The following is a 21,100-nucleotide window of genomic DNA, read 5'->3' on the forward strand; positions in this document are numbered from 1 at the left end:
AACGACTCCTTACGCGGGCAGCGGGAAAACGGCGTTAACCTGGCCGGTGCCGGAGCTGGCGAACAGCTCGGTGAGAAACTCCACCTTGCCGTTGTAGTTGTCCCAGCCGAGCATCCCCAAAAGCATCACCGTGTCGTGCATGTTGCCCTCGCCGTAGCAATAGTCGGCATACTCCGGCAGCATGCTGCAAAACTCTTTAAACTGGCCTTCACGCCACAGCTTGACCACGCGCTCGTCCATCTGGCGGTCGAACTCGCGGGTGTAGCTGTTCATTCCTTCCTCGGCGCGCTGGTCGTCGATAAACCTGTGCGACAGCGAGCCGCTGGCGAGCACCGCCACGGTGCCGTCGTACTTTTCGATGGCGCTGACGATGGCCTCGCCCAGCCTGCGGCTGTCGGCGAAATCGTGAACCGTGCAGAACGCGGAGATGGAGATCACTTTGAAGTGCTTATCCGCGTTCATGTAGCGCATCGGCACCAGGGTGCCGTACTCCAGCTTGAGGCTCGGGATGTTGTGCGCCTTGGCGCGCACGCCGAGCTTCACCGCTTCGTCGGCGATCAGCTGCCCGAGCTCCGGATTGCCGTCATAGTCATACGTCATGTCGCGGATAAAGTGCGGCAGCTCGTTGCTGGTGTAGACGCCTGAAAAATGATCCGCACAGTTGATGTGGTACGCGCTGTTTACCAGCCAGTGGGTGTCGAACACGATGATGGTGTCCACGCCCAGCTCGCGGCAGCGCTTGCTGATCTCTTTATGCCCGTCGATGGCCGACTGGCGGCAGCCGTGGTTTTTCCCCGGCAGCTCGGAAAGGTACATCGACGGCACGTGGGTGATTTTTGCCGCTAACGCTAGCTTGCCCATTGTCAGATCCCCCATTTTGGAATCGGATGGTCGCCCATGGAGATGCAGACGTTCTTCATCTCCGCAAACACTTCAAAGCTGTACTCGCCGCCTTCGCGCCCGGTGCCGGAGGCCTTCACGCCGCCAAACGGCTGGCGCAGGTCGCGCACGTTCTGGGTGTTCACGAACACCATGCCCGCTTCAATGTTGCGCGCCAGACGGAGCACCTTGCTAACGTCCTGGGTCCAGATGTATGACGCCAGGCCGTACTCCACGTCGTTCGCCAGGCGCAGGCCTTCCGCTTCATCCTTAAACGGCAGCAGGCAGGCCACCGGCCCGAAGATCTCCTCCTGCGCCACGCGCATGCGGTTGTCGACGTCCGTCAGCACCGTCGGGCGCAGGAAGTTGCCGCCTTTCAGGTGCGCGGGCAGGTCGGTCGGTTTGTCCGGGCCGCCCGCCAGCAGGGTTGCGCCTTCTTCAATGCCGAGGCGGATATAGCCGGATACTTTTTCCCAGTGCTGTTGGCTGATGAGCGCACCAATCTGGGTGTTCGGATCGGTCGGGTCGCCCACGCGCAGGCGGTTGGCGCGCTCGGCAAAGCGCCTGACGAATTCCGGGTAGATGCTCTGCTGGATGAAGATGCGCGAGCCGGCGGTGCAGCGTTCACCGTTAATGGAGAAGATGGTGAACAGCGCGGCGTCCAGGGCGCGCTCGATATCCGCATCTTCAAAAATCAGCACCGGGGATTTGCCGCCCAGCTCCATGGAGTATTTCTTCAGCCCGGCGTTTTTCATGATGTTGCGCCCGGTGGCGGTGCCGCCGGTGAAGGAGACGGCGCGCACGTCGTGATGACGCACCAGCGCGTCGCCCGCCGTGGCGCCGTAGCCCTGCACCACGTTCAGCACGCCCGCCGGAATGCCCGCCTCCAGCGCCAGCTCGCCCAGACGGTCGGCGGTCAGCGGCGAAAGTTCGGACATCTTCAGCACCGCGGTGTTGCCCAGCGCGAGACAGGGCGCGACCTTCCAGGTGGCGGTCATAAACGGCACGTTCCACGGCGACACCAGCGCGCAGACACCCACCGGCTGCACCAGCGTGTAGTTGAGCATCTTGTCGTCGACCGGGTAGGTTTTGCCGTTCATCTGCTGGCACACCTCAGCGAAAAACTCGAAGTTGTGCGAGGCGCGCGGAATGAGTACGTTTTTGGTCTGATGGATCGGCAGGCCGGTGTCGGCGGTTTCCATTGCGGCAATGTCCGGCACGTTCTGGTCAATCAGTTCGCCCAGGCGACGCATCAGGCGCGCGCGCTCCTTCATCGGCAGGTTGGCCCATTTCGGGAACGCCTCTTTAGCGGCGGCAACGGCCTGATGAATTTCCGCTTCACCGCCGGAGGCGACTTCCGCTAATACCTCGCCGGAGGCCGGGTTAGTGGTGTGGAAGTACTCACTTCCGGCGACGTTTTTACCGTTGATCCAGTGGTTAATCTTTTTCATTTTGCAGTCTCCTCACTGACAATTCGGTTTACCAGGCGGCCCACGCCTTCCACCTCCACCACCACTTCATCGCCCGGCACCACGTCGGACAGCCCCTTCGGCGTGCCGGTGGCAATCATGTCGCCGGGTTGCAGGGTCATAAAATCGCTCAGATACGCAATCAGGTAGGGGATGCTGAAAATGAGATCGGCGGTGGTGCCTTCCTGACGCAGTTCGCCGTTGACGTAGGTGCGAAGACGAAGGTTGTGCGGATCGGGAATCGCTGATTTCGGCACGACGTGCGGGCTGATGGGGGTCAGCCCGTCGCGGCTTTTTACCCGTAGGTTCGGGCGGTAGTAGTTTTCCAGGTAGTCGCGGATGGCGTAGTCGTTGCAGACCGTGTAGCCCGCGACATACTCCATCGCCTCGGCTTCGCTGACCCTGCGCGCCGTTTTGCCAATGACCACCACCAGCTCGGCTTCGTAATGCATGTAGTCAACGTTGTTCGGCCTTACCGAGGTCTGGTTGTCGCCGTTAAAGGTATTTGGCGCTTTGATAAACACCAGCGGTTCGGTGGGCGGTTTGAAATCCAGCTCGCTGGCGTGATCGGCGTAGTTAAGGCCGAGGGCAAACAGCGTGGCGTACGGCGGCGCGGTGCGGGTAAGGGCGACGTCGCGCTCATCCACCACCGGGTTTTCCAGCGGAGGAAATCCTTCTGCCAGAATGCGTACCCGATCGCCCGGGCGGATCTCGACGCGGCTTTGCGGCGTGCCGAGCAATATGGCATCGCCGGGATTCAGGGTGGCAAATTCGCTCAGGGCGCTCAGCAGTTCGACGGCGTTGCGGTGCAGATCGGCGGTATTCCAGTGGTCCGCTTCGCGGCCATTAATTTCGGTGATGATGGTCAGGTTGTCCACGCTATCAACGGCGACAGGCTCGCCGAGCGGGCAAAATCCATCCCGACATTTGGCCTTAATGGCCGGGCGATAAAAGCTCTCCTCCGGCAGGCTGATTTCGTTGGCCAGCGCATACCCGGCGATGTACGCCGCCGCCTCTTCAGCGCGTACTTTGCTGGCGGTTTTTCCCACCACCAGCGCCACCGTCGCACCGCTTAACACCGTTTCCCCCTGCGGGAAAGGAATCGGTTCGCCTGCGCGGATAACGGTGTTGTGTGGCTTGATAAACCACACCGCCGTTTTTGGCGGCGCGTTATAGGGGGCTTTTTCAAACGCCTCTGCCCAGGCAGCACGCTGGCTCTGGTGGTTTAGCGCCACGGCAAAAACAGTACCTTTCATTCCCATACTCCTCAGACCGGATATCCGGTGCGGATTTCATTAATATATTAATGATCTGGTTTTATGCTTTTGCTGAACGTTTCGCAATCAGAAGTGAATAATTTGTGATATGAGTAACAATAAATTTACATAAACAGGTAAATATATCATTGAATCAATGCATTAAAAAAATCGCGTTCTTTCTGTTAGACTTTTTAGGTAAAAACGTGCTGTTGATAAAAGCATCTGTTTTGAATTGTTTACTTGTTAATGATGTAAGGGGAAGGCTATGCATGATTCATTAACCATCGCGCTGTTGCAGGCGCGTGAAGCGGCGATGGGCTACTTCCGCCCGATAGTGAAGCAGCATAATCTGACCGAGCAGCAGTGGCGTATCGTCCGCGTGCTGGCCGAGCATCCCTCCATGGATTTTCACGATCTGGCGTTTCGCACCTGCATTTTGCGCCCGAGCCTGACCGGCATTCTGACGCGCATGGAGCGCGACGGTCTGGTGCTGCGCTTAAAGCCGGTGAACGACCAGCGCAAGCTGTACGTGTCGCTGACGAAAGAAGGTAACGCGCTGTACCAGCGTGCTCAGGCGCAGGTGGAAGAGGCGTACCAGCAGATTGAGGCGGAATATACGCCGGAGAAGATGAAGCAGCTCACGGCGCTGCTGGAAGAGTTTATTGAACTCGGAAACCGACATATCGCCGCGCGGGACGAAGCGTAAAAACCCTAAATTCCAGGATGATTTTCGTAAAGTTTTCTCATGCCAGGCCGAATATTCTGTATCTGTCTGAGGAAAGAGAAAACATGTTAAACCGAATCAAGATTGTCACCAGCTTACTGCTGGTTTTAGCGATATTTGGCCTTTTACAACTCACGTCCGGTGGTCTTTTCTTCAATGCCCTGAAGCATGACAAAGAGAATTTCACCGTCCTGCAAACCATTCGCCAGCAACAATCCACCCTGAATGGTAGCTGGGTGGCGCTGCTGCAAACCCGTAATACCCTGAACCGCGCGGGTATCCGCTACATGATGGATCAGAACAATATCGGCAGCGGCTCTACCGTCGCCGAGCTGATGCAAATTGCGTCTGCGTCCCTGAAGCAGGCGGAAAAAAACTGGGCGGATTACGAAGCGCTGCCGCGCGACCCGCGTCAGAGCGACGCTGCGGCGCTGGAGATTAAACGTAATTACGATATCTACCACGGCGCGCTGGCCGAGCTGATCCAGCTGTTGGGGGCAGGCAAGATCAATGCGTTCTTCGACCAGCCGACCCAGAGCTATCAGGACGGCTTTGAGAAGCAGTACGTCGCCTACCTGCAACAGAACGACGCGCTGTACCAGACCGCGGTTGAAGACAGCAACAGCTCTTACCGCCAGGCTATCTGGGTGCTGATTAGCGTGCTGGTTGCCGTGCTGGTGGTGATTGTCGCCGTCTGGTTGGGCATTAAGCAGGCGCTGATATCGCCGCTGAACCGTCTGATCGACAGCATTCGTCATATCGCCAGCGGCGACCTGGTGAAGCGCATCGACGTGGAAGGCTCCAACGAGATGGGCGAGCTGGCCGACTCCCTGCGCCATATGCAGGGTGAACTGGTGCGTACCGTGGGTGACGTGCGTAACGGCGCAAACGCCATTTACAGCGGCGCGAGCGAGATCTCGATGGGCAATAACGATCTCTCATCCCGTACCGAGCAGCAGGCTGCCTCTCTGGAAGAGACGGCGGCCAGCATGGAACAGCTGACTGCCACCGTGAAGCAGAACGCCGAGAACGCCCGTCAGGCGAGCAACCTGGCGTTGAGCGCTTCTGAGACGGCGCAGAAAGGCGGTAAAGTGGTGGATAACGTGGTGCAGACCATGCGCGACATCGCCGGCAGTTCACAGAAAATTGCCGACATTATCAGCGTAATCGACGGTATTGCCTTTCAGACCAACATTCTGGCGCTGAACGCGGCGGTAGAAGCGGCACGTGCGGGCGAGCAGGGCCGTGGTTTTGCGGTAGTTGCGGGTGAAGTGCGAAACCTGGCGCAGCGTAGCGCCCAGGCGGCGCGCGAGATCAAGAGCCTGATTGAGGACTCCGTTGGCCGGGTGGAAGTGGGTTCAACGCTGGTGGAAAGCGCCGGTGAAACCATGGGTGAAATCGTGAATGCGGTTACCCGCGTGACGGACATCATGGGCGAAATTGCCTCTGCGTCTGACGAGCAGAGCCGCGGTATCGACCAGGTCGGCCTGGCGGTGGCGGAGATGGACCGCGTGACCCAGCAGAACGCCTCGCTGGTGGAAGAGTCAGCAGCGGCGGCGGCGGCACTGGAAGAGCAGGCGAGCCGTCTGACGCAGGCCGTTGCGGTGTTCCGTATCCAGCAGGAGCAGATGAAGGCGCGCGAGTTCGCCTCCGCGAAAAGCGTTGCCGCACCGGTGATAGCGCGTAAACCGGCGACCGCAGATGCGGGCGATAACTGGGAAACGTTCTGATCGCGTGCGTGTTGCCGGGTGGCGGCTGCGCCTGACCCGGCCTACGGGATGTGCGTTTTGCCGGGTGGCGGCTACGCCTGACCCGGCCTACGGGATGTGCGGTTTGCCGGGTGGCGGCTACGCCTGACCCGGCCTACGGGATGTGCGTGTTGCCGGGTGGCGGCTACGCCTGACCCGGCCTACGGGATGTGCGTGTTGCCGGGTGGCGGCTGCGCCTGACCCGGCCTACGGTGTGGGATCGCGACTACGGAACGCGTTTTTTGTAGGCCCGGTAAGCGTAGCGCCACCGGGCGATTTTACAGAGGCAGACGCATGGCGCAGCGGGAACCATACGCTAAACCGTGCGCCGCCTCTTCTTCACGTTTCTGACGCAGCTCCGGCGTCAGCGTTGTCATCATGTCAAACCCCAGCCGCGCATAGAACGGCGCGTTCCACGGGACATCACGAAACGTCGTTAACGTCAGCGAGGCGAGCCCCAACGCGCGGGCACACTCTGCAACACGGTTAATCAACCGGCGTCCAATCCCCTGTCCCTGCCAGTCCAGATCAACCGACAGTTCCACGATAAACAGCGATGATGGATGGGCTTCGGCGAGAATAAAGCCCACCGGGCACCCGTCAGCCAGCGCCAGCCAGCTTAATCCCCGCGCGGCATAGCTGAGGTGATCCTCAACCGAAATTACGTCGCCGTCGGCAAGCCAGGCCAGCTCAGGAACGTCGCGAAACCGCTGCCCGGCCGCGCGTTCGATCGCGGGCAGGGCGGTTGCGTCATCGCAGGTTGTGGGGCGGATTTCAATGTTCATGGCGGGAAGTATAGCCTGAGCGACCGCTATTACTCCGAGCAAACCAGCACCGGCGAGTAAAAATTGCTGATCACCAGCGCGCTCTGCGGCGTGCGCTCTATCGTCAGGAGCCTTTTTTTCCCCAGCGTCAGGCCCGCGACGTACTTTTCAAATACCCCCGGCGGCATGGCGTCATGGCTGAAGCGCTCCACTTTTTGAATAATAATTTCATACAGCTCTCCCTCCACGTGCCGCCATTTAAACATCTCCTGACGAGAAACCTCCCAGCTGTTCGGGGCATTCTCGACGTTGCCGTTTAGCGTGATGTAGCCCGTTTTATCCGGGTGAAAACGCATTATGATCTCCCCGTCGAACGTGAATTCATGGTTGTCGCGCCTGTCGGAGAAGGTCAGGTTGCCATCGCAGGCCACCGACAGCGGGGGCGTGTAGTAATACCACGCCAGCGCAGCGCCCAGAAGCAGCAGGTTGAGGACCAGTATTAGCCACACTTTTTTGTGTTTCATATCACCACTCGTAATAGTAAAGCGTACGACAGGCGCTGGCTTTATCGTGCGTGAGCGAGCACTGGGATAGCACCAGCCGCCCTTCGTGACCGTAGAAAAGCGTTCTCTGAATGTGCATGTAAAAGATCGAATTTTTCAGGCACGGGAGATGACCGTCCTGCTGAAGCTTTTGCGCCAGGGCAATCGCCCTGTCGTGGAACACATCTGCCAGCGGCGTAAAGGTGTAAACCGGACACGTGTCGATATGGGTAAGCAGGTGAATTTCACTCTGCGGGGCATCTGGCTTAATGGCCGTTATCCAGACGCACAGCGCAACAATCGCCAGCGTGAGCGCGCCGCAGAACAGCAGTTCCGGACGAACGCGCCATGTCGGTTTCGCCGTTTCGCCCGCCGGCGCCTCTTCCTCCAGCGGGGTGACCGTGACGTCCGCGCAGAGCATAAAGCCCGTTTTCGGCACCGTGACGATAAACAGCACGTCGGGAAGCAGGCTGGCCAGCATTTTGCGCAAGATGCTGATGTACTGGTTTAACGAGTTGTTGGATCCCTGAAGCCCGCGCCGATCCCAGACCTCATGGAGGAACGTTTCCCGTTCGACGACGTTCCCGTGATGCTTCACCAGCAGCTTCAGGATGGTATTGGCCGTACAGGTGAGGATCTGCGCATCCTCGTCCGGCGCATTAACAGGAGCAATGGTACCGTCCTCGTCGTTGTAAACGAGGGCGTCAGCAAGCAGGTATTTCATAAGTTGTTGTAATACAAACAGAGATATTCAATTAAAAAAAACAGGCATTACGCCTGAGCAAACAGCGTGATTGGCTATTTTAGCGCCACTGTTACCGATAACATTGATCCAGACGGTTTTTTGGTGAGTTTAATAAGTCAGCGTGACTATCACGTCGTCAATGAACTCCCCCGTCCCGCTCAGGGGCTGGGCCGGAACCTCCCCGTAAACGGTGAAGTCCTGCGTGCCGCCGGCGGGGTTGGTGACGTTCAGCGTATCGCCGCTGCTTTGATCGCCCCAGCGCTGCGTCGCCCCCGCATCCTGCCAGAGCCCATAGCGCAGGCACTGCCCCTCATCGTTGCAAAGCTGCCGCCAGTCGCCGCTGGCATGATTGCCTTTCCCCATGGCAAGCGTGAATGCGGTTCCGGCCGGGCAGCGCGTGGTGAGGGTCGCCGTCGAGCGCGTGGGGCGCAGCGCGGTGGTGCTGGTCAGGGTGCCGAAGTTCAGCGGGGTGACACGCTCTATGTAGCATCCCTCGCTGATTTCGGCCTGCGCATTGCTCCCGCCCTGCACCTGTTCCCCCTCCGCGGAGCCGTCAGCACAGCTTTGCAGGGCATCCTGGCGGGTGGCGCTGTGCCAGGCGATGCGCAGGTTCATGTTGTAGTTGTAATAGTGGGTCGCGGGGAGTTGGCTTTGCCCCGCCGGCAGGGTGGCGATAAGCGGAAAGCTGCCGCTGACGCTGGCGTTGCTTCGCGCCGTGATGGTCTGCTGGATGAGATCCCCGCGGCTGGCGGGGCCCAGCTCCTGCGATCGCGCGAGGCCGTTAAGCAGGCGAAACAGCAGGGTGTACTGCTTTCCCTCCTGGTCGCCCGTCGAGAGCATCTGAAAGGGCGGGGCGTCGATGCTGCTCAGACAGACGTTGATGTACTCTGCCGTGCCGAAGTTATCGGCCTGACAGCTAAACTTTACCTCGGTGTTGGTCGAGGCGGCGTTACCCGGCACGACGTTGCCGAAGTTAATCACTGCGGGGGAGGTAATCCAGCACGCTGCCGCCATCGCCTTCATGGACAGCACAAGCAACAATGTTAACGGCGTTTTTATTGACACAGCTGTTCTCCAATATTGATTACGGTTGACGCGGTGCGCGGGGCCGGAAGCGTGACCCGGCACTCGCCTTCACCGGTTTTCACCACCAGCTCGCCCGGCAGGGGCGGATCTTCAAGCCAGATAAACCCGTCGCGACCCACGATAGTGGCGCCATGTGGCGTTGAAACGACGCTGCCCAGCGGCAGCGGCTGGCGGCGCCTGTCGACCAGCCGGGCCTGAACCGTCACGGCGCGGTGGACGTTAAAATCGACTTTTACCGCGCTGCTGTTGCCCGGTCTGGCATACATGTCGGTGACGGGGGCGATGACGTCGGGCGGCAGATCCAGCGGATCGATGCTGACTTTGCTGTTGTGGTAGCGCGGCAGGTCGGTCAGCAGAAGGTATCCCTTCTCATCGGTCTCGCCCGCCCGGCGGTTTTCCAGCATCACCGGCACGTGCCCGATACCGCGCGTGGAGACCAGCGCCAGCCCCTGCTGGCTGTAGCGTAAAGCGTGCAGGCTGTTGTCCAGTAGCGTCAGGCTGCCTTCGGCCGAGGCGTACTGGTTGACCGCGTTAGTACTCTGCTCCAGCCCGACGTGCCACTCTCCGGCGCGGCCAAGGTAGCCCACGTCTGCATACCTTTCCCGGTTTTGGCCAAAGCCCTGCCCCAGCTGCCAGGACCAGCCGCCCGCCTGATTGTCTGGCTGGTGACGATAGTCCACGCGCGGCCTTTCCCGGCTGGCCTGAACCGAGAGGGTATTCTGGCGGCCCAGCGGGACGGAGAGCATAAGCTGGATGTTGCTCGACCCGTCCGTAAACGAGCGGGTATAGCTCAGCGTGGTAGAGAGATGGGCCGGGAGCGAAACGGACCAGGAGGCATTGAGATAGCGCTGCCGGTTGCCCTGTATATTTTGCTGCACCCAGCCCGCACCCAGCGTGCCGAAGTGGGGAAATGCGTGGCTGACCCATACGCTGTCGCTGCGCCGGACGGGCTCGGCCCCGCTCATGCGGGCGTTATCGGCGAAGGCGGCATCGGTACGAACGGTGCTGGCGGAAAATCCTGTTCCGCTACCGTTCCACTGCCAGCCGATGCCCCACTGCATCCCCTTACCGTAGGTGCTGTCGCTCAGGGCAACGTGCGGGCTGAGAATGCCCGCACTGGGGGATATTAGCCAGTCTGCGCCTGTTCCCAGGTTGCGCAGCTTTCGCTGCTGTTCCGTATGCAGCGCCAGCGTTAGCTGGTTATTCACGCCATAGCGCCAGCCGGCGTCGAGCATCGGCGAGGCGGCATAATCATCGGAGCGCAGCGAATAGTTTTGCCGCATCCAGCCGATGTCCAGCGAGCCGCTGCTGAGCCCCTCCGCCAGCATTCCCGGCGCGCCGTACAAATCGAGCTGAACGGTGCGCCGCTGGCCGTTGATGTCGGTAATTACCACCTGCGCCTGCCCGCTGCCGGTAAAGGCGGGCAGGGTATCGAGCAGAAAATCTCCCGGCGTTACCTGCTGGCTGCTCTGCTTAAGGCCGTCGATGTAGAGATCGACCGTTGAAGGCAGGACGGCCGTGTCGCTGTAGCGGCTGCGCGGTTCGGTGTTGAGCTGCGGATTGAGCTCAAAGTTGCGCGCCCAGTGCAGCCCGCCGAAGCGAACCTGGCGGCTCCAGCGGGTACCGGTGGTGATGCTGTCCCCCAGGGCCAGGCTGGTCAGCGAGTCTGTGTTATCCCGCTGCCAGCGGGTTTCAAGGCGCGTATGGGTGGGGCGACCCGCGCTGTTTTCCTCCCCGGCATGGCTGGAAAAGCTGCTGCTGAACAGGCCGGGCAGCGGCCCGGAGGCGGACAGCGTGGTTTGCGCATTAAGCTGGCGTTTTCCCTCGGACTCGCTGGCATAGAGCGCGTACCCGAGCGTAAAGGCGCTGACGGGCTGCGCTTCAGGATAGCGGTACTGCGAGGGAGGCCTCCCGAACGTCACGTGCTGCTGCCCCTCAAGCGCCTTCGCCTCGGCGCTGATGGACACCTGCTGCGAAAGCACGTCGAGGCTGACCTTCAGGCCCGGCAGGGACGTCAGTTCAACCCACTCGCTGCGGCCTTCCGGGGCGCGGAGCCCCAGCTTTGCGATGTCGCTGCGGCCAATCCACAGCGCATCGCCCTCTACGCGGCAGGCCCACAGCTCGCCGCGCGGAGCGTGGTTTACGGTAATGGCCAGCCACTGAACGGCGTCAACCGGAGGTTCAGCCCGGGCTGCTGGCAGCATGAGCGGTAGCCAAAGCAGGAGCGCGAGCAGCGAGCGGGCGCAGTGGGATCTGGCTGGCATGGCGATCGTCATTGATGTAGGCGCGTAACGCGCTAAGCGCGTGGCGGGGAGTCTGCTTAAGCGGCACAAGCGCGGTCTGTCCCGGCAGCACATAGCCCGCCAGTCCTTTGACTGCGGCAGCAACCTGCCCGTCGGCCGTCAGCACCTGAAGGTGGCTGAGGCGAATATGGCGGTTTCCGGCGTTATAGCAGCGCAGCGTGGCCGGAATGTCGGCCTGTTCGCAGCTCAGGACAGCCTGGCTGACGGGCGTTGTCTGGCTTCCGGCGATGAAGACCGGAATCGAATAGCGCAGCAGGAAGTGGACCGCGCTGGGGTTGGCCGCACGGGACGCGGCGTCTGGCAGCTCATCGATGATCAGCCGGTAGCTTTGCTCCTGTTCATGAGCACCCGGCTGCATCACGATAATACGCACCAGCTGCTGCTGGCCCGGCGCCAGCGAGGTCATCGCCGGGCTGCTGACGACTTCCTCGGTCGCTTCCAGCACATCCTTGCCGTTTTTCTGGGACCATTCGTACACCCGTATCTGAGCGTGGATGGCCGTTTTCCCGCTGTTTGTGAGGTAAACGGCCGTTGCGCGTTGACCGCTCTGCATGTCGAGCGTCACGGGCGCGACCTGAAGCGTGGCGGCCAGCGCGTAGCGTGACAGCAGCGCCAGCATCATGAGCCAGATAATGAAGCAGGGAAGAAAGCGACGCACGATCAGTACTCCAGGTTTAAGGTAACATCGTCGCTGTAGGTACCCGCCTGGGCAGTCGTCAGGGCGCCCGCATCAATCACGCCATACAGCGTCTCTTCCTGTTTCATCCCGTTGCCGGTATCGGTGAGCCCCCCGGTGCCGGTGATTTGCGTCTGTTTGCCTTCGTCAGCAAACAGCTTCCACGCAATCTTTTGCGCGCCCGTTTCGCCGTTTTCCGGCTTCAGCCAGAAGGTGCCGTTCTCGCTGCTGTCGCTGCTGGTCGCGGAAAGGGTGAACGGGGTACCGTTGGTGCAGACGATATCGACCTGCGTCCTGGCCTCAATTTCACCGGCTTCATCCGTACCGTGGCGCGAGAAGTTGAGATCGTTGGCGTTGAGGGTGCAGGACTTTACCACCTCCAGTGAGACGTGCATCGTCGCGCTCGCGGTGCTGTTGTCTGCGGCGATTGCAGCGGCAGGAAGCAGGAGAACTGAACAACATACAGCGGTGGAGATAATTCTCATGATTGTATTTCCTAACGTGATTAACGGTGCATTGACAAAGAAGAGGACTGAGCGTCCAGCAGGCAGAGCTTCCGATGAAACTCCGCCAGGGTATGGCAGCAAAATTTGTTCATCGCGTTACGCTTGTGGGTGTAGATCGTTTTTGGTGATTTATTGAGGATTTGCGCGATACGTGCCGGGCTAAATCCTTTATGAAACAGCATGCAAACCCGCATCTCCTGATACGTCAGCGTGGCGGTGTTTTCGAAGGTGAAGGTCGTGTCGCTAAAACAGCGGCTCAGCTGGGCAAGCGATACATTGTCCGCCACCGCTCTCGCCCGCTCGCCGCGCAGGAAGGCGTTGACGTCGCTGACCCGGTCCGCATCGGTAAATACCAGCCAGTCCGCGCCGGCATGCGTATCCAGCAGGCGCTCCTGTAGGCGCACAAGCCCTTCCGGACTCGCGTTTTTGATCCAGTACATATCAGGGCGAGGGGTGACCGCCGTCGAGATGAGCCACTCGAGGCCAAGCCATAAATAGGCGTTTTCGCTCAGGACGATGACCTGATAGCCAGCGTTAACGATACAAGACGTCACGATCTGCCCCACAGATAACCCTGGCCGTAATCGGCCACGCTGGCGCGGGCCAGTGCGAAATCCCCCGCGGTTTCGATGCCTTCTATCAACACCTTGCCGGCGAGACGTTTGCACTGGCGGGTGAGCTGTAAAAACTTTTCCCGCTCGGTGCGTCCGCTCCAGAAGGTATGCTTGTCAATTTTTACGCCGCAGAAGCGGATCTGGCTGGCAAGCAGGTCGGGAAGAATGTCTTCGCACACATCGTCGGCCCACACTTCTATTCCCCACTGGTGCAGCGTGGCGATGCACGTCCGCAGGGCCCGGCTTTGCGTATCGTCAAGGTGTACCAGCCTGTGAAGATCGGTGACTTCGATAGCAAGCCTCTCCGGGCTGGGCGTCTCTTCTTTCAGCCTGTCCAGGAAGTCCGTTTCCAGCAGCAGATCCGTCGTCGCGTTGAGATAATATTTGTCGCCCGCTTCGCAGAACATGGCATGACGAAGCTGCGCAAAGAAATGCGCTTTACGCTGCGTCGCGGACATTGAGCAAAAATAGTCTTCGAGATCGACGTGAGGCATCGCCGTGGACAATACCTCCCAGGCAATGACGTTTTCGCTGCGCAGTGCCCGGATGGATTCGAACTTGTAGCCGGTTAGCATGATAAAAGTGCGTAACGCTCCGTGGTAAATTCAGAAGCTGCACATTTTATAAATTGTGAATTTGGCGGGATATTTATAAATAAAAATTGCTTATATATAGCGTTTTTATCTAATTTATAAACATTATAAAGGATTATATAATTTCAAAAAAGCCCGGCTGGAAGCCGGGCTTTGCGCGCGTTAGCCGCTGTTTTTGACGATTTTGATTTCCACCATGCCAATCCCAAGCTGGCGCGGGGCATGGCCGAGGATATTTCCTTCGTTAGTGGACTGCGGGTCTGGCGGCACGATCACCAGCGTATTGCTGCGCGAGGGGTTATCAAAATGCAGCGTGCTGGTGGAGACATCATTGCTCAGCGTCAGCATCTGTTCTTTATCACCGACGCGCACCGGAATAGGGCGGTTTGCATTGGGACCAAATGCCCTGGCGGTGATCACCAGATCGAATTTCTCCGGCAGCGGATGGGTATACTCAATTTTCACCTCATCCCCCAGCTGTGCGTTAGACCAGCGCCCCCAGGATTCGGGACGTGAAATTCCGCTGAACTGCTTCACCTCTTCCGGCGCGCCGGCAACATTGAAGATGAAGCTGTCTGCTTTGTAGCGAATGTCGTTGTCGACGATTTTCAGCAGGTCAACGTTGCGCTGATAGCGTGCGGTATCAATGACCGTATCGTTAAACGCGGTTTTTCCCTGCCACTGCGGTTTGTCAACGTGTTGCACGGTCTGCTCACCGCCGAGTTGCCCCTGAGAAACGCACCAGTCGGTGGACAGCGACAGCTGTTGCGACCAGAGCTGGCCCATTTTGTAGCACCTGTCGACCCAGACGAAATTATCGCGCGGGGCGAATTCCGCCAGCTGGAAGCGCAGCGGCGCGGAGTATTCGCTTTCCGGCAGCGGCTCGACGCGCTTATCCGACACGCGCAGCAGCAGAGGCAGGCGGAAATGGCTACCGGAGAAGGCGATCGTTTTTTTATCCCGATCGATGGTGAAATCGTTTATCTCTTTCGGGAAGTTCCACAGGCGAATGATATCCGGCTTCCATGCGAGGATTTTTTCCTTCATGTTGAGGAAGATTTCCGACAGGGACTGTCCCGACAGCGTGCTGCGGCCCAGGCCGATAAAGTTGTCGCCGCCCAGAATGTCGAGCACGGTAGCGCCGTTATCCATCGAGTTACGCTTAGCGGCAATGACCTCCTGCTGCGGTTTATCGCCGCGCAGTACAAAGAACAGGTTGCTGCGATCGCGCTTGTTCAGCTCATCCCAGGCGCTGTTTTTCATCGCCAGATGGTCAGACGACACGACGATGACCGTATTTTTGAAATAGGGCGACGCTTTAATTTTCTCGATTAACGCCGCGATATGCTCCTGGCTACAGGTTACGGCGCTGAATGACTTATTGTTTTTGCCGTCAATGTCGTAGCCCTTACGCTTACAGGTGCGCGAGACGAAACCATCCGGGTGGTGCGTGTCAACGGTCAGCGCAAACAGCGAGAAGCGTTTACCGGCGCGAGAAAGCTCCTCGAATTTCTTCCAGGTTTCATCCAGAACGGTATCGTCGTAAAAGCCCCAGTCGTTACGGTAAGCCGGATCGGCCACGGTAGTTTTCAGCTCTTCAGAACCGTACAGGTGATCGAAACCGTGGGATTTCAGGAACACGTCCTTCCCGGCGAAGCGCAGGTTAGCGCCCTGCATAAAGTAGTTTTCATAGCCCGAGTTTTTCAGGATATCGCCGAGGCATACGTTCTGCGGGAAGAAGCTCGACATTGAGGCGGAGGCGTTACCCTCAAACGGGGCGAACAGGGGGATGCCGCACTGGGAGGCCACCATCCCGGCAATGGTGTAATCCGTGCCGGGCAGCTGCGCGGTGTGGCTGAAGTCGAGGCCCTGATTTTTCAGCGCGCCGAGCTCCGGCGTCAGGTTCGGAAATGCCTCGTTGTCAAACCAGGTGCGCTCCAGACTCTCCCCGTAGATGTAGACCAGGTTGAGTTTGGGGTTGTCGATTTTTTTCGCCGGCTCTTTGTAATAGGCCGCGAAGTCCGGATCGCCATCGCGCGACTGGGATTTTACCAGCTCGGTAATCTGATGGAAGGCCGGGCTGGCATCCACGGAGGCCAGCGCCAGGCACAGCGCCAGCAGGCTGTAGCCATGGTGATGCGGGCGGTGACGGCGACGGCGCAGCACCCAGGCCAGCGCAGCGAAAATGCCCACCAGTGCGACCACCAGCCCCAGGCCGGGGAGAATGTATTTGCCCACGCCTGCGCCGGTGAGGCTGTTCGTCAGGGTGTAGAGCACCGCGTCGTTAATACCGTCGCCGGTAAAGTAGTCGCTGGCATATAAGGTAATGTTTAAAACAATAAAAATGCCGAGCACGACCAGGGTGGCAACAAACCACCAGGTGTGACGACCGGCTTTCCAGGCATAAACGCCGATGGATGCCAGAAAAAGGACAAGGGATAGTAACTCTGACAACAGCAGATCCTCATCATGCCGTACGCTTAGCCGGCTAATAGCTTATTTTTTTGGGTAATACACTGTAATTGCGATGTCGCTTAGCTGCAATTTTAGTGTCACGAAAGTGTGCTGTGGTTAGGATTTGGTTTATAAAATCGGTTTTTGAGGACGGTCGCATCCTGACAGACGGACGCTGAGGCGGTAGAGAAAGAGAAAAATGCACGCTTCACGCCGCGCTGAAGGAGTAACGTCATAAACGCGGCGTGTTGTGGCAGAAAACGGGGGTCAGGAGAGGAAATTAACGCCCTGTTTCAGCACCAGATCGCAAGCTTTTGTTTTCACCTGTTTTGCCAGAGAGGAGTTTCCAAGGGTGCTCAGGTTCAGCTGCTGACCATTTTGCGCGTTCAGCAGGCCCTGAATACCGTCCATATAGTTGGTATCCGCTTTCTGCTCCTGGGTGTCCAGGCCCAGCTTGCCCAGCACCTGATTCTTAATGTTTTCGGTATCGGTCACGGACGCCAGCTTCTGCTTCGCACAGTATTCCAGGATGCCCGCCGCGTTGTTCATCGTGCCGGCGCTCAGGCTTTGGGAACTGTTGCCCAGCAGACCGGTGAGGGATGAGGCGGACAGCCCGCCCTGAGACGTGCCGCTCTCTTTGGTTAACTCATTCGCCGCGCTGGAAAGCGACTCCTGCCATGAAGCGGCCTGCGCTGCGCCAGCCACCAGCAGGGCGCCAGAAAGAATGCTGATAAAAAACTGTTTTTTCATAATGACTTACTCAATAGGGCCGGAAGGGGCTCCAGTATATACCTCTGCTCCTCCGGCGCTCCCTGGAAATGTCTTAATACTCTTTGCCGGTGACGCGGCTGCGGTAGCTGTCCCAGTCGAAGATGACGTACAGGCTGTTGCCCAGCTTCATGCGGTCCATCACCCGCTCGCCCAGCAGGCGGGTCATCTCGTCGATATTGTGGTTCGTCAGCATACCGGTGGGGCGTTTTGACGACGAACGGCGATCGACAATCTGGTTGATGATCACTTTTTCGTAGCGGGATTCGGTCTGGACGCCGATCTCGTCGATCACCAGCAGATCCACGTTACTTAAATCATTCAGCAGCTGCTCTTCGCTGGTTTCGCGGTTGCTGAAGGTGTCCTTCATGGCTGACATGATGTCGGCCACGGTGATAATCAGCACTGATTTCCCGCGCAGCAGCAGCTCGTTGCAGATAGCGGCCGCCAGGTGATTTTTCCCGGTGCCGGGCTTACCGCTAAAGATGAAGCTGGCGATGTTGCCGTCAAATTCATCCACGTACTGGCGCGCCTGGTTAAGGGCGTTCATCTGCCCCTGCGATTCGACCTTATAATTGTCGAAGGAGCAGTTCTGGTGCAGGGGGCGAATGCCCGAGCGGTTAAAGGTGCGCTGCATTTTCATCGCGCGGTTTTCGCGGGCGAGGGCAGCCGCACGGATTTCACCCTGCTCTTTTTGCCACGCCAGCAGCTCTTCACCGGTGGTGAAGGCGGGCTTCACGTTAGCTGGCATCATCTTCTGCAAACGTTTCATCAGGTCGCCGACGTTTTTCATTTCGCACCTCGGAATCCATCAGGAATTTTTTTGTCCGGTTCTGAAAAGGCATTGATATCACGTTTTGGCTGGCCGTTGGTGCTGGCGCGGTTGATTTGCAGGCTGCGCGCAAGCTTTTGCTGCCACTGAACATGGTGGAATACTTTTCCTTCAGCCTGCCAGTAAGCGGTAAAGGCCGCCAGCTCTTCCGGCGTCGCGGGCTGCGAGAGGGCTATTCCCCATAAGGCCGCCTGGCGCTGAAAATCGGCATCCGGCTGCCAGCCAGCGTACATGGGAAATTTTCCCATCGGCACGGCCACCGGGGCGCTGGTGGGTTCGTCAAAAAACTGATTATCCAGCATGACGTCGCTCGCCGGACGCGAGAGCCTCGCTTCAATGTCCAGAAGCTGCGCCAGACGTTCCGGCGTGACCGCATAAAACGCCGGGGCGTTGTCGGCAAATACCGCGAGCGTGCCGCCTTCGGCGCGCGTCAACACACCGCGAGGGTCGCGCATAAAGGCATCAATGCCAGCAATGCTGGTGGTCAGGATTCTGGAGGACATAACACTTTCTCAACTGATTACTACGGGCGTGATTGAGGGTTATGGTAGCACAGAGAGAGAGGAGGAAAGGAGAGGATTTCCCCGGCGGCGCTGCGCTACCGGGGCAACAATCAGAGGCGCTGTTTACGCGATGATGTTGAGCGTCACGTCGATATTGCCGCGCGTTGCGTTAGAGTACGGGCATACGATGTGGGCGGCATCCACCAGCTTTTTGGCTTCCGCAGCGTCCATCCCTTCAACGTGGATGTTCAGCTTCGCTTCGATACCGAAACCGGTTGGCAGCGGCCCGATCCCCACTTCGCCTTCAATAAAAGCGTCTTTTGGCAGGGCGAATTTATCGCGGGCTGCAACGAACTTCATCGCGCCCAGGAAGCAGGCAGAGTAGCCCGCCGCGAACAGCTGCTCAGGGTTAGTGACTTCTCCCCCCATGCCGCCCATCTCTTTTGGCACGCCCAGCTTGACGTCCAGGACACCATCGGAAGAGGTTGCGCGACCGTCACGGCCTCCGGTTGCTTTGGCTTTGGCAGTGTAGACAACTTTTTCTAAAGACATGGCAGGTTCCTCATCTTGTGTTTAAGTGCGCTATTAAATAGCGCACGATGTATGTGGTTAAAATTAGACGCGTAAAGTATAGCCTTACGCGCGATGCAGCTGTTGGCGCAGCAGTTCGAGCTGTTGTTTAAGTGCCAGCATGGTGTCGGTATCACACTGCGCGGCGCAGCCCACGGCATGCGGGATCGTCACGGCCTGCTGTTGCAGATCCCGACCCGCGTCGCTCAGGGTGACGGCAACCTGACGTTCGTCCTGACGGGAGCGCTGGCGGGAGATCAGTCCTGCGCTTTCCAGGCGTTTCAGCAGGGGCGTCAGCGTGGCGGAATCCAGAAACAGCCGCTCGCCAATGTCCGACACCGTAATATCATCCTGCTCCCACAGCACCAGCATCACCAGGTATTGCGGGTAGGTCAGGTTAAGCGGTGCCAGCAGTTGCCGGTACAGCTTGTTAAGCGCCAGGTTTGCCGAATAGAGGGCAAAACAGAGCTGGTTATCCAGCAGAAGCGCATTGGTGGTGTCGTTCGTTTTTGCGTCCATGGAATGAATATAGATAGTGCGCGACACAATTGCAAGCGATTTTATTATACACGCGGACGTTTACGGTAAAGCCATAATCCGGGTATCGACAGACCGATTGAGAGCGCGCCCACAATCGACGAGGCCTTAAGGAAGTTGCTCAGGAGCAGGATCATTTGGGGTTCGCTGTAGCCAAAGTGACTGATTTTTACGGCGGATATCATTGCCGTATAGGCCGAAATGCCCGGGAACATAGGAATGACTGCCGCCACGGTGAACACCTTCGGGTGTGCCAGATACCAGCGTGACCACTGGATACCGATGCTGCCGACCAGCATGGCGGCAATAAACGTCGACCATTCGATATTAAAGCCCGCGGTCATCATCACCATACGCGAGCCGTGGCCAATGGCGCCGAGCAGCGCGCACCAGGGTAACGCACGCTGTGGGACGTTAAACACCATCGCAAATCCAACGGCGGGAAGGGCTGCCAGGAGCATGTCCTGCGACAGTGCGAGCAGAAAATCTATCACGCCCATCCGCGTAACCCCCACATCGTCATTGCCATGACCACCCCGATACAGGTTGCCAGCGTCAGCAGGCTGGCTATCGCCCAGCGCGCCAGACCGGTATTGATATGGCCTTTAAACATATCAGCGACGGCGTTGATTAAGGGAAAACCCGGCACCAGCAGCAATACGCTGGCGGCCATCGCAACCGTAGGCGTGCTGGCGAAGACGGGCTGGCGCAGCAGCAGGCCGGAGACGGTTGTCGCCACAAAGGCCGTAATACAGAAGTTAATCTGCGGATGCAGCTGCCTGTGGGTCAGAAGCTGGCGGACGTACATCGCGATACTGCTGGCAAAGAAGGTCACTACCGCGCCGTCCCACCCGCCGTTGTTGAGCTTACAGAAGCAGGCGCAGGACAGCCCCACCATCAAAACAACCAGCCAGCGCGGATAGCGCAGGGGTTTGATTTGGTTGAAACGTTTTTCTATCTCCCGGAGATCGAGCAGCTTGTGTTCGGCGAGGATCACGATGTGCTGCACTTCCGTTACCACGTGCATGTTAATGCCGCGATCGTGATTTTTACGCGTGGAGGTCAGGCACTGTCCGTCCTTAATGGTGGTCAGCACAATGGCATTTGACGAGATGGAACTCTCCACGCTGTCCATCCCCAGCGCCAGCCCGAGGCGCGTGGAAAGTTCTTCGACGAGGGCGCTTTCTGCCCCGTGCTGTAAGAGGAAAAGCCCGCACTGAATACATAGCCGCGTTGCGGCACGCTGCGTAGACCGATCTGCCTGCATGAAACGCCCTGAAAAGAAGAGAGATTGCTTACTTTTAACACAAAGTGCGGTGGCCGTTGTGCTGGGCCAGATCAAGATTTGTGCGATTGGTTGCGCGTCTGAAGTCAGGAAGAGAAAACGTATTTTATTTATTTAATGAATATAAACGAAGGATATATATAAATAATACATTAAGTATTTCTAATTTCATATTGTCGATATTTTCAGGTGGTTTTAATTAAATATTTATGGTCTTTATGCGATATTAAGCCAGTATTGGGC

At 58.3% G+C, this 21,100-nt stretch carries 22 protein-coding genes; 2 read left to right on the top strand and 20 right to left on the bottom strand.

Features of this window, described 5'->3' with window-relative positions; all coding sequences use genetic code 11:
* Positions 1–9: 9 nt before the first annotated feature.
* The 3 genes from hpaD to hpaG are packed head-to-tail and all read right to left on the bottom strand — an operon-like array spanning position 10 to position 3,604.
* On the bottom strand, positions 10–861 hold the full coding sequence (gene hpaD / locus IM267_RS18135; RefSeq protein WP_063867376.1) for a 3,4-dihydroxyphenylacetate 2,3-dioxygenase: 852 nt from the start codon (positions 859–861) through the stop codon (positions 10–12).
* Between the two features lie 2 nt (positions 862–863).
* Positions 864–2,330: a 5-carboxymethyl-2-hydroxymuconate semialdehyde dehydrogenase gene (hpaE, locus tag IM267_RS18140; RefSeq protein WP_193033989.1), complete on the bottom strand. Its 1,467-nt coding sequence runs from the start codon at positions 2,328–2,330 to the stop codon at positions 864–866.
* Positions 2,327–3,604, bottom strand: coding sequence for a 4-hydroxyphenylacetate degradation bifunctional isomerase/decarboxylase (hpaG, locus tag IM267_RS18145; protein ID WP_193033990.1), 1,278 nt, complete (start codon positions 3,602–3,604; stop codon positions 2,327–2,329). Before hpaG ends, hpaE begins: the two co-directional genes overlap by 4 nt.
* A 268-nt stretch (positions 3,605–3,872) precedes the next feature.
* On the opposite strand from hpaG, the gene hpaR reads away from it, so the two are divergent.
* Positions 3,873–4,313 (top strand): homoprotocatechuate degradation operon regulator HpaR, encoded by a 441-nt coding sequence (gene hpaR / locus IM267_RS18150; RefSeq protein ID WP_063867379.1) that lies wholly within the window; start codon positions 3,873–3,875, stop codon positions 4,311–4,313.
* Positions 4,314–4,396: 83 nt separating this feature from the next.
* The gene (gene tsr, locus IM267_RS18155) at positions 4,397–6,061 is read left to right on the top strand and encodes a methyl-accepting chemotaxis protein (protein WP_063450753.1); all 1,665 of its coding nucleotides are present in this window, start codon (positions 4,397–4,399) and stop codon (positions 6,059–6,061) included.
* A 296-nt stretch (positions 6,062–6,357) separates the two neighbouring features.
* Here the strand turns inward: tsr and IM267_RS18160 are convergent, their stop codons facing one another.
* The 17 genes from IM267_RS18160 to IM267_RS18240 form a co-directional block, all read right to left on the bottom strand.
* Positions 6,358–6,864 (bottom strand): GNAT family N-acetyltransferase, encoded by a 507-nt coding sequence (locus IM267_RS18160; protein ID WP_193033991.1) that lies wholly within the window; start codon positions 6,862–6,864, stop codon positions 6,358–6,360.
* 29 nt (positions 6,865–6,893) lie between these two features.
* Positions 6,894–7,367, bottom strand: a complete 474-nt coding sequence (locus IM267_RS18165) for a hypothetical protein (protein WP_063867381.1) — start codon at positions 7,365–7,367, stop codon at positions 6,894–6,896.
* A 1-nt stretch (position 7,368) separates the two neighbouring features.
* Positions 7,369–8,109, bottom strand: coding sequence for a winged helix-turn-helix domain-containing protein (locus IM267_RS18170; RefSeq protein WP_193033992.1), 741 nt, complete (start codon positions 8,107–8,109; stop codon positions 7,369–7,371).
* 129 nt (positions 8,110–8,238) lie between these two features.
* Positions 8,239–9,195 (bottom strand): spore coat U domain-containing protein, encoded by a 957-nt coding sequence (locus IM267_RS18175; protein WP_193033993.1) that lies wholly within the window; start codon positions 9,193–9,195, stop codon positions 8,239–8,241.
* Positions 9,186–11,480 (bottom strand): fimbria/pilus outer membrane usher protein, encoded by a 2,295-nt coding sequence (locus IM267_RS18180; RefSeq protein ID WP_226848169.1) that lies wholly within the window; start codon positions 11,478–11,480, stop codon positions 9,186–9,188. Before IM267_RS18180 ends, IM267_RS18175 begins: the two co-directional genes overlap by 10 nt.
* On the bottom strand, positions 11,398–12,177 hold the full coding sequence (locus tag IM267_RS18185; protein ID WP_063450748.1) for a molecular chaperone: 780 nt from the start codon (positions 12,175–12,177) through the stop codon (positions 11,398–11,400). The genes IM267_RS18180 and IM267_RS18185 overlap by 83 nt, the downstream gene beginning before the upstream one ends.
* A gap of 2 nt (positions 12,178–12,179) precedes the next feature.
* Positions 12,180–12,680, bottom strand: coding sequence for a spore coat protein U domain-containing protein (locus tag IM267_RS18190; protein ID WP_063450747.1), 501 nt, complete (start codon positions 12,678–12,680; stop codon positions 12,180–12,182).
* A 20-nt stretch (positions 12,681–12,700) separates the two neighbouring features.
* On the bottom strand, positions 12,701–13,255 hold the full coding sequence (locus tag IM267_RS18195) for a LuxR C-terminal-related transcriptional regulator (RefSeq protein ID WP_131636643.1): 555 nt from the start codon (positions 13,253–13,255) through the stop codon (positions 12,701–12,703).
* Complete coding sequence (locus tag IM267_RS18200; protein ID WP_063867385.1) at positions 13,252–13,890, bottom strand: EAL domain-containing protein; 639 nt, start codon at positions 13,888–13,890, stop codon at positions 13,252–13,254. The genes IM267_RS18195 and IM267_RS18200 overlap by 4 nt, the downstream gene beginning before the upstream one ends.
* Before the next feature lie 180 nt (positions 13,891–14,070).
* A complete protein-coding gene (opgB, locus tag IM267_RS18205; protein ID WP_193033994.1) occupies positions 14,071–16,362 on the bottom strand; it encodes a phosphatidylglycerol--membrane-oligosaccharide glycerophosphotransferase in 2,292 nt (763 codons plus the stop codon).
* A 267-nt stretch (positions 16,363–16,629) separates the two neighbouring features.
* Positions 16,630–17,112, bottom strand: coding sequence for a DUF2501 domain-containing protein (locus tag IM267_RS18210; protein ID WP_193033995.1), 483 nt, complete (start codon positions 17,110–17,112; stop codon positions 16,630–16,632).
* Positions 17,113–17,185: 73 nt separating this feature from the next.
* Positions 17,186–17,923, bottom strand: coding sequence for a DNA replication protein DnaC (gene dnaC, locus IM267_RS18215; protein ID WP_063450743.1), 738 nt, complete (start codon positions 17,921–17,923; stop codon positions 17,186–17,188).
* Positions 17,920–18,465 carry a primosomal protein DnaT gene (gene dnaT, locus IM267_RS18220; RefSeq protein WP_193033996.1) on the bottom strand — a complete coding sequence of 182 codons (546 nt, stop codon included), beginning with the start codon at positions 18,463–18,465 and terminating at the stop codon, positions 17,920–17,922. Before dnaT ends, dnaC begins: the two co-directional genes overlap by 4 nt.
* Before the next feature lie 123 nt (positions 18,466–18,588).
* Entirely contained in the window at positions 18,589–19,017 is a 429-nt protein-coding gene (locus IM267_RS18225) for an organic hydroperoxide resistance protein (protein WP_003856578.1), read from the bottom strand.
* Positions 19,018–19,101: 84 nt separating this feature from the next.
* The gene (locus IM267_RS18230; RefSeq protein WP_063867389.1) at positions 19,102–19,554 is read right to left on the bottom strand and encodes a MarR family winged helix-turn-helix transcriptional regulator; all 453 of its coding nucleotides are present in this window, start codon (positions 19,552–19,554) and stop codon (positions 19,102–19,104) included.
* Positions 19,555–19,598: 44 nt separating this feature from the next.
* Entirely contained in the window at positions 19,599–20,072 is a 474-nt protein-coding gene (locus IM267_RS18235; RefSeq protein ID WP_107534648.1) for a threonine/serine exporter, read from the bottom strand.
* Positions 20,063–20,839, bottom strand: a complete 777-nt coding sequence (locus IM267_RS18240; protein ID WP_107534649.1) for a threonine/serine exporter ThrE family protein — start codon at positions 20,837–20,839, stop codon at positions 20,063–20,065. The genes IM267_RS18235 and IM267_RS18240 overlap by 10 nt, the downstream gene beginning before the upstream one ends.
* Between the last annotated feature and the right edge of the window lie 261 nt (positions 20,840–21,100).

It is taken from the genome of Enterobacter cloacae complex sp. P15RS, assembly GCF_014895905.1.
Taxonomy (GTDB): Bacteria; Pseudomonadota; Gammaproteobacteria; order Enterobacterales; family Enterobacteriaceae; genus Enterobacter; species Enterobacter quasihormaechei.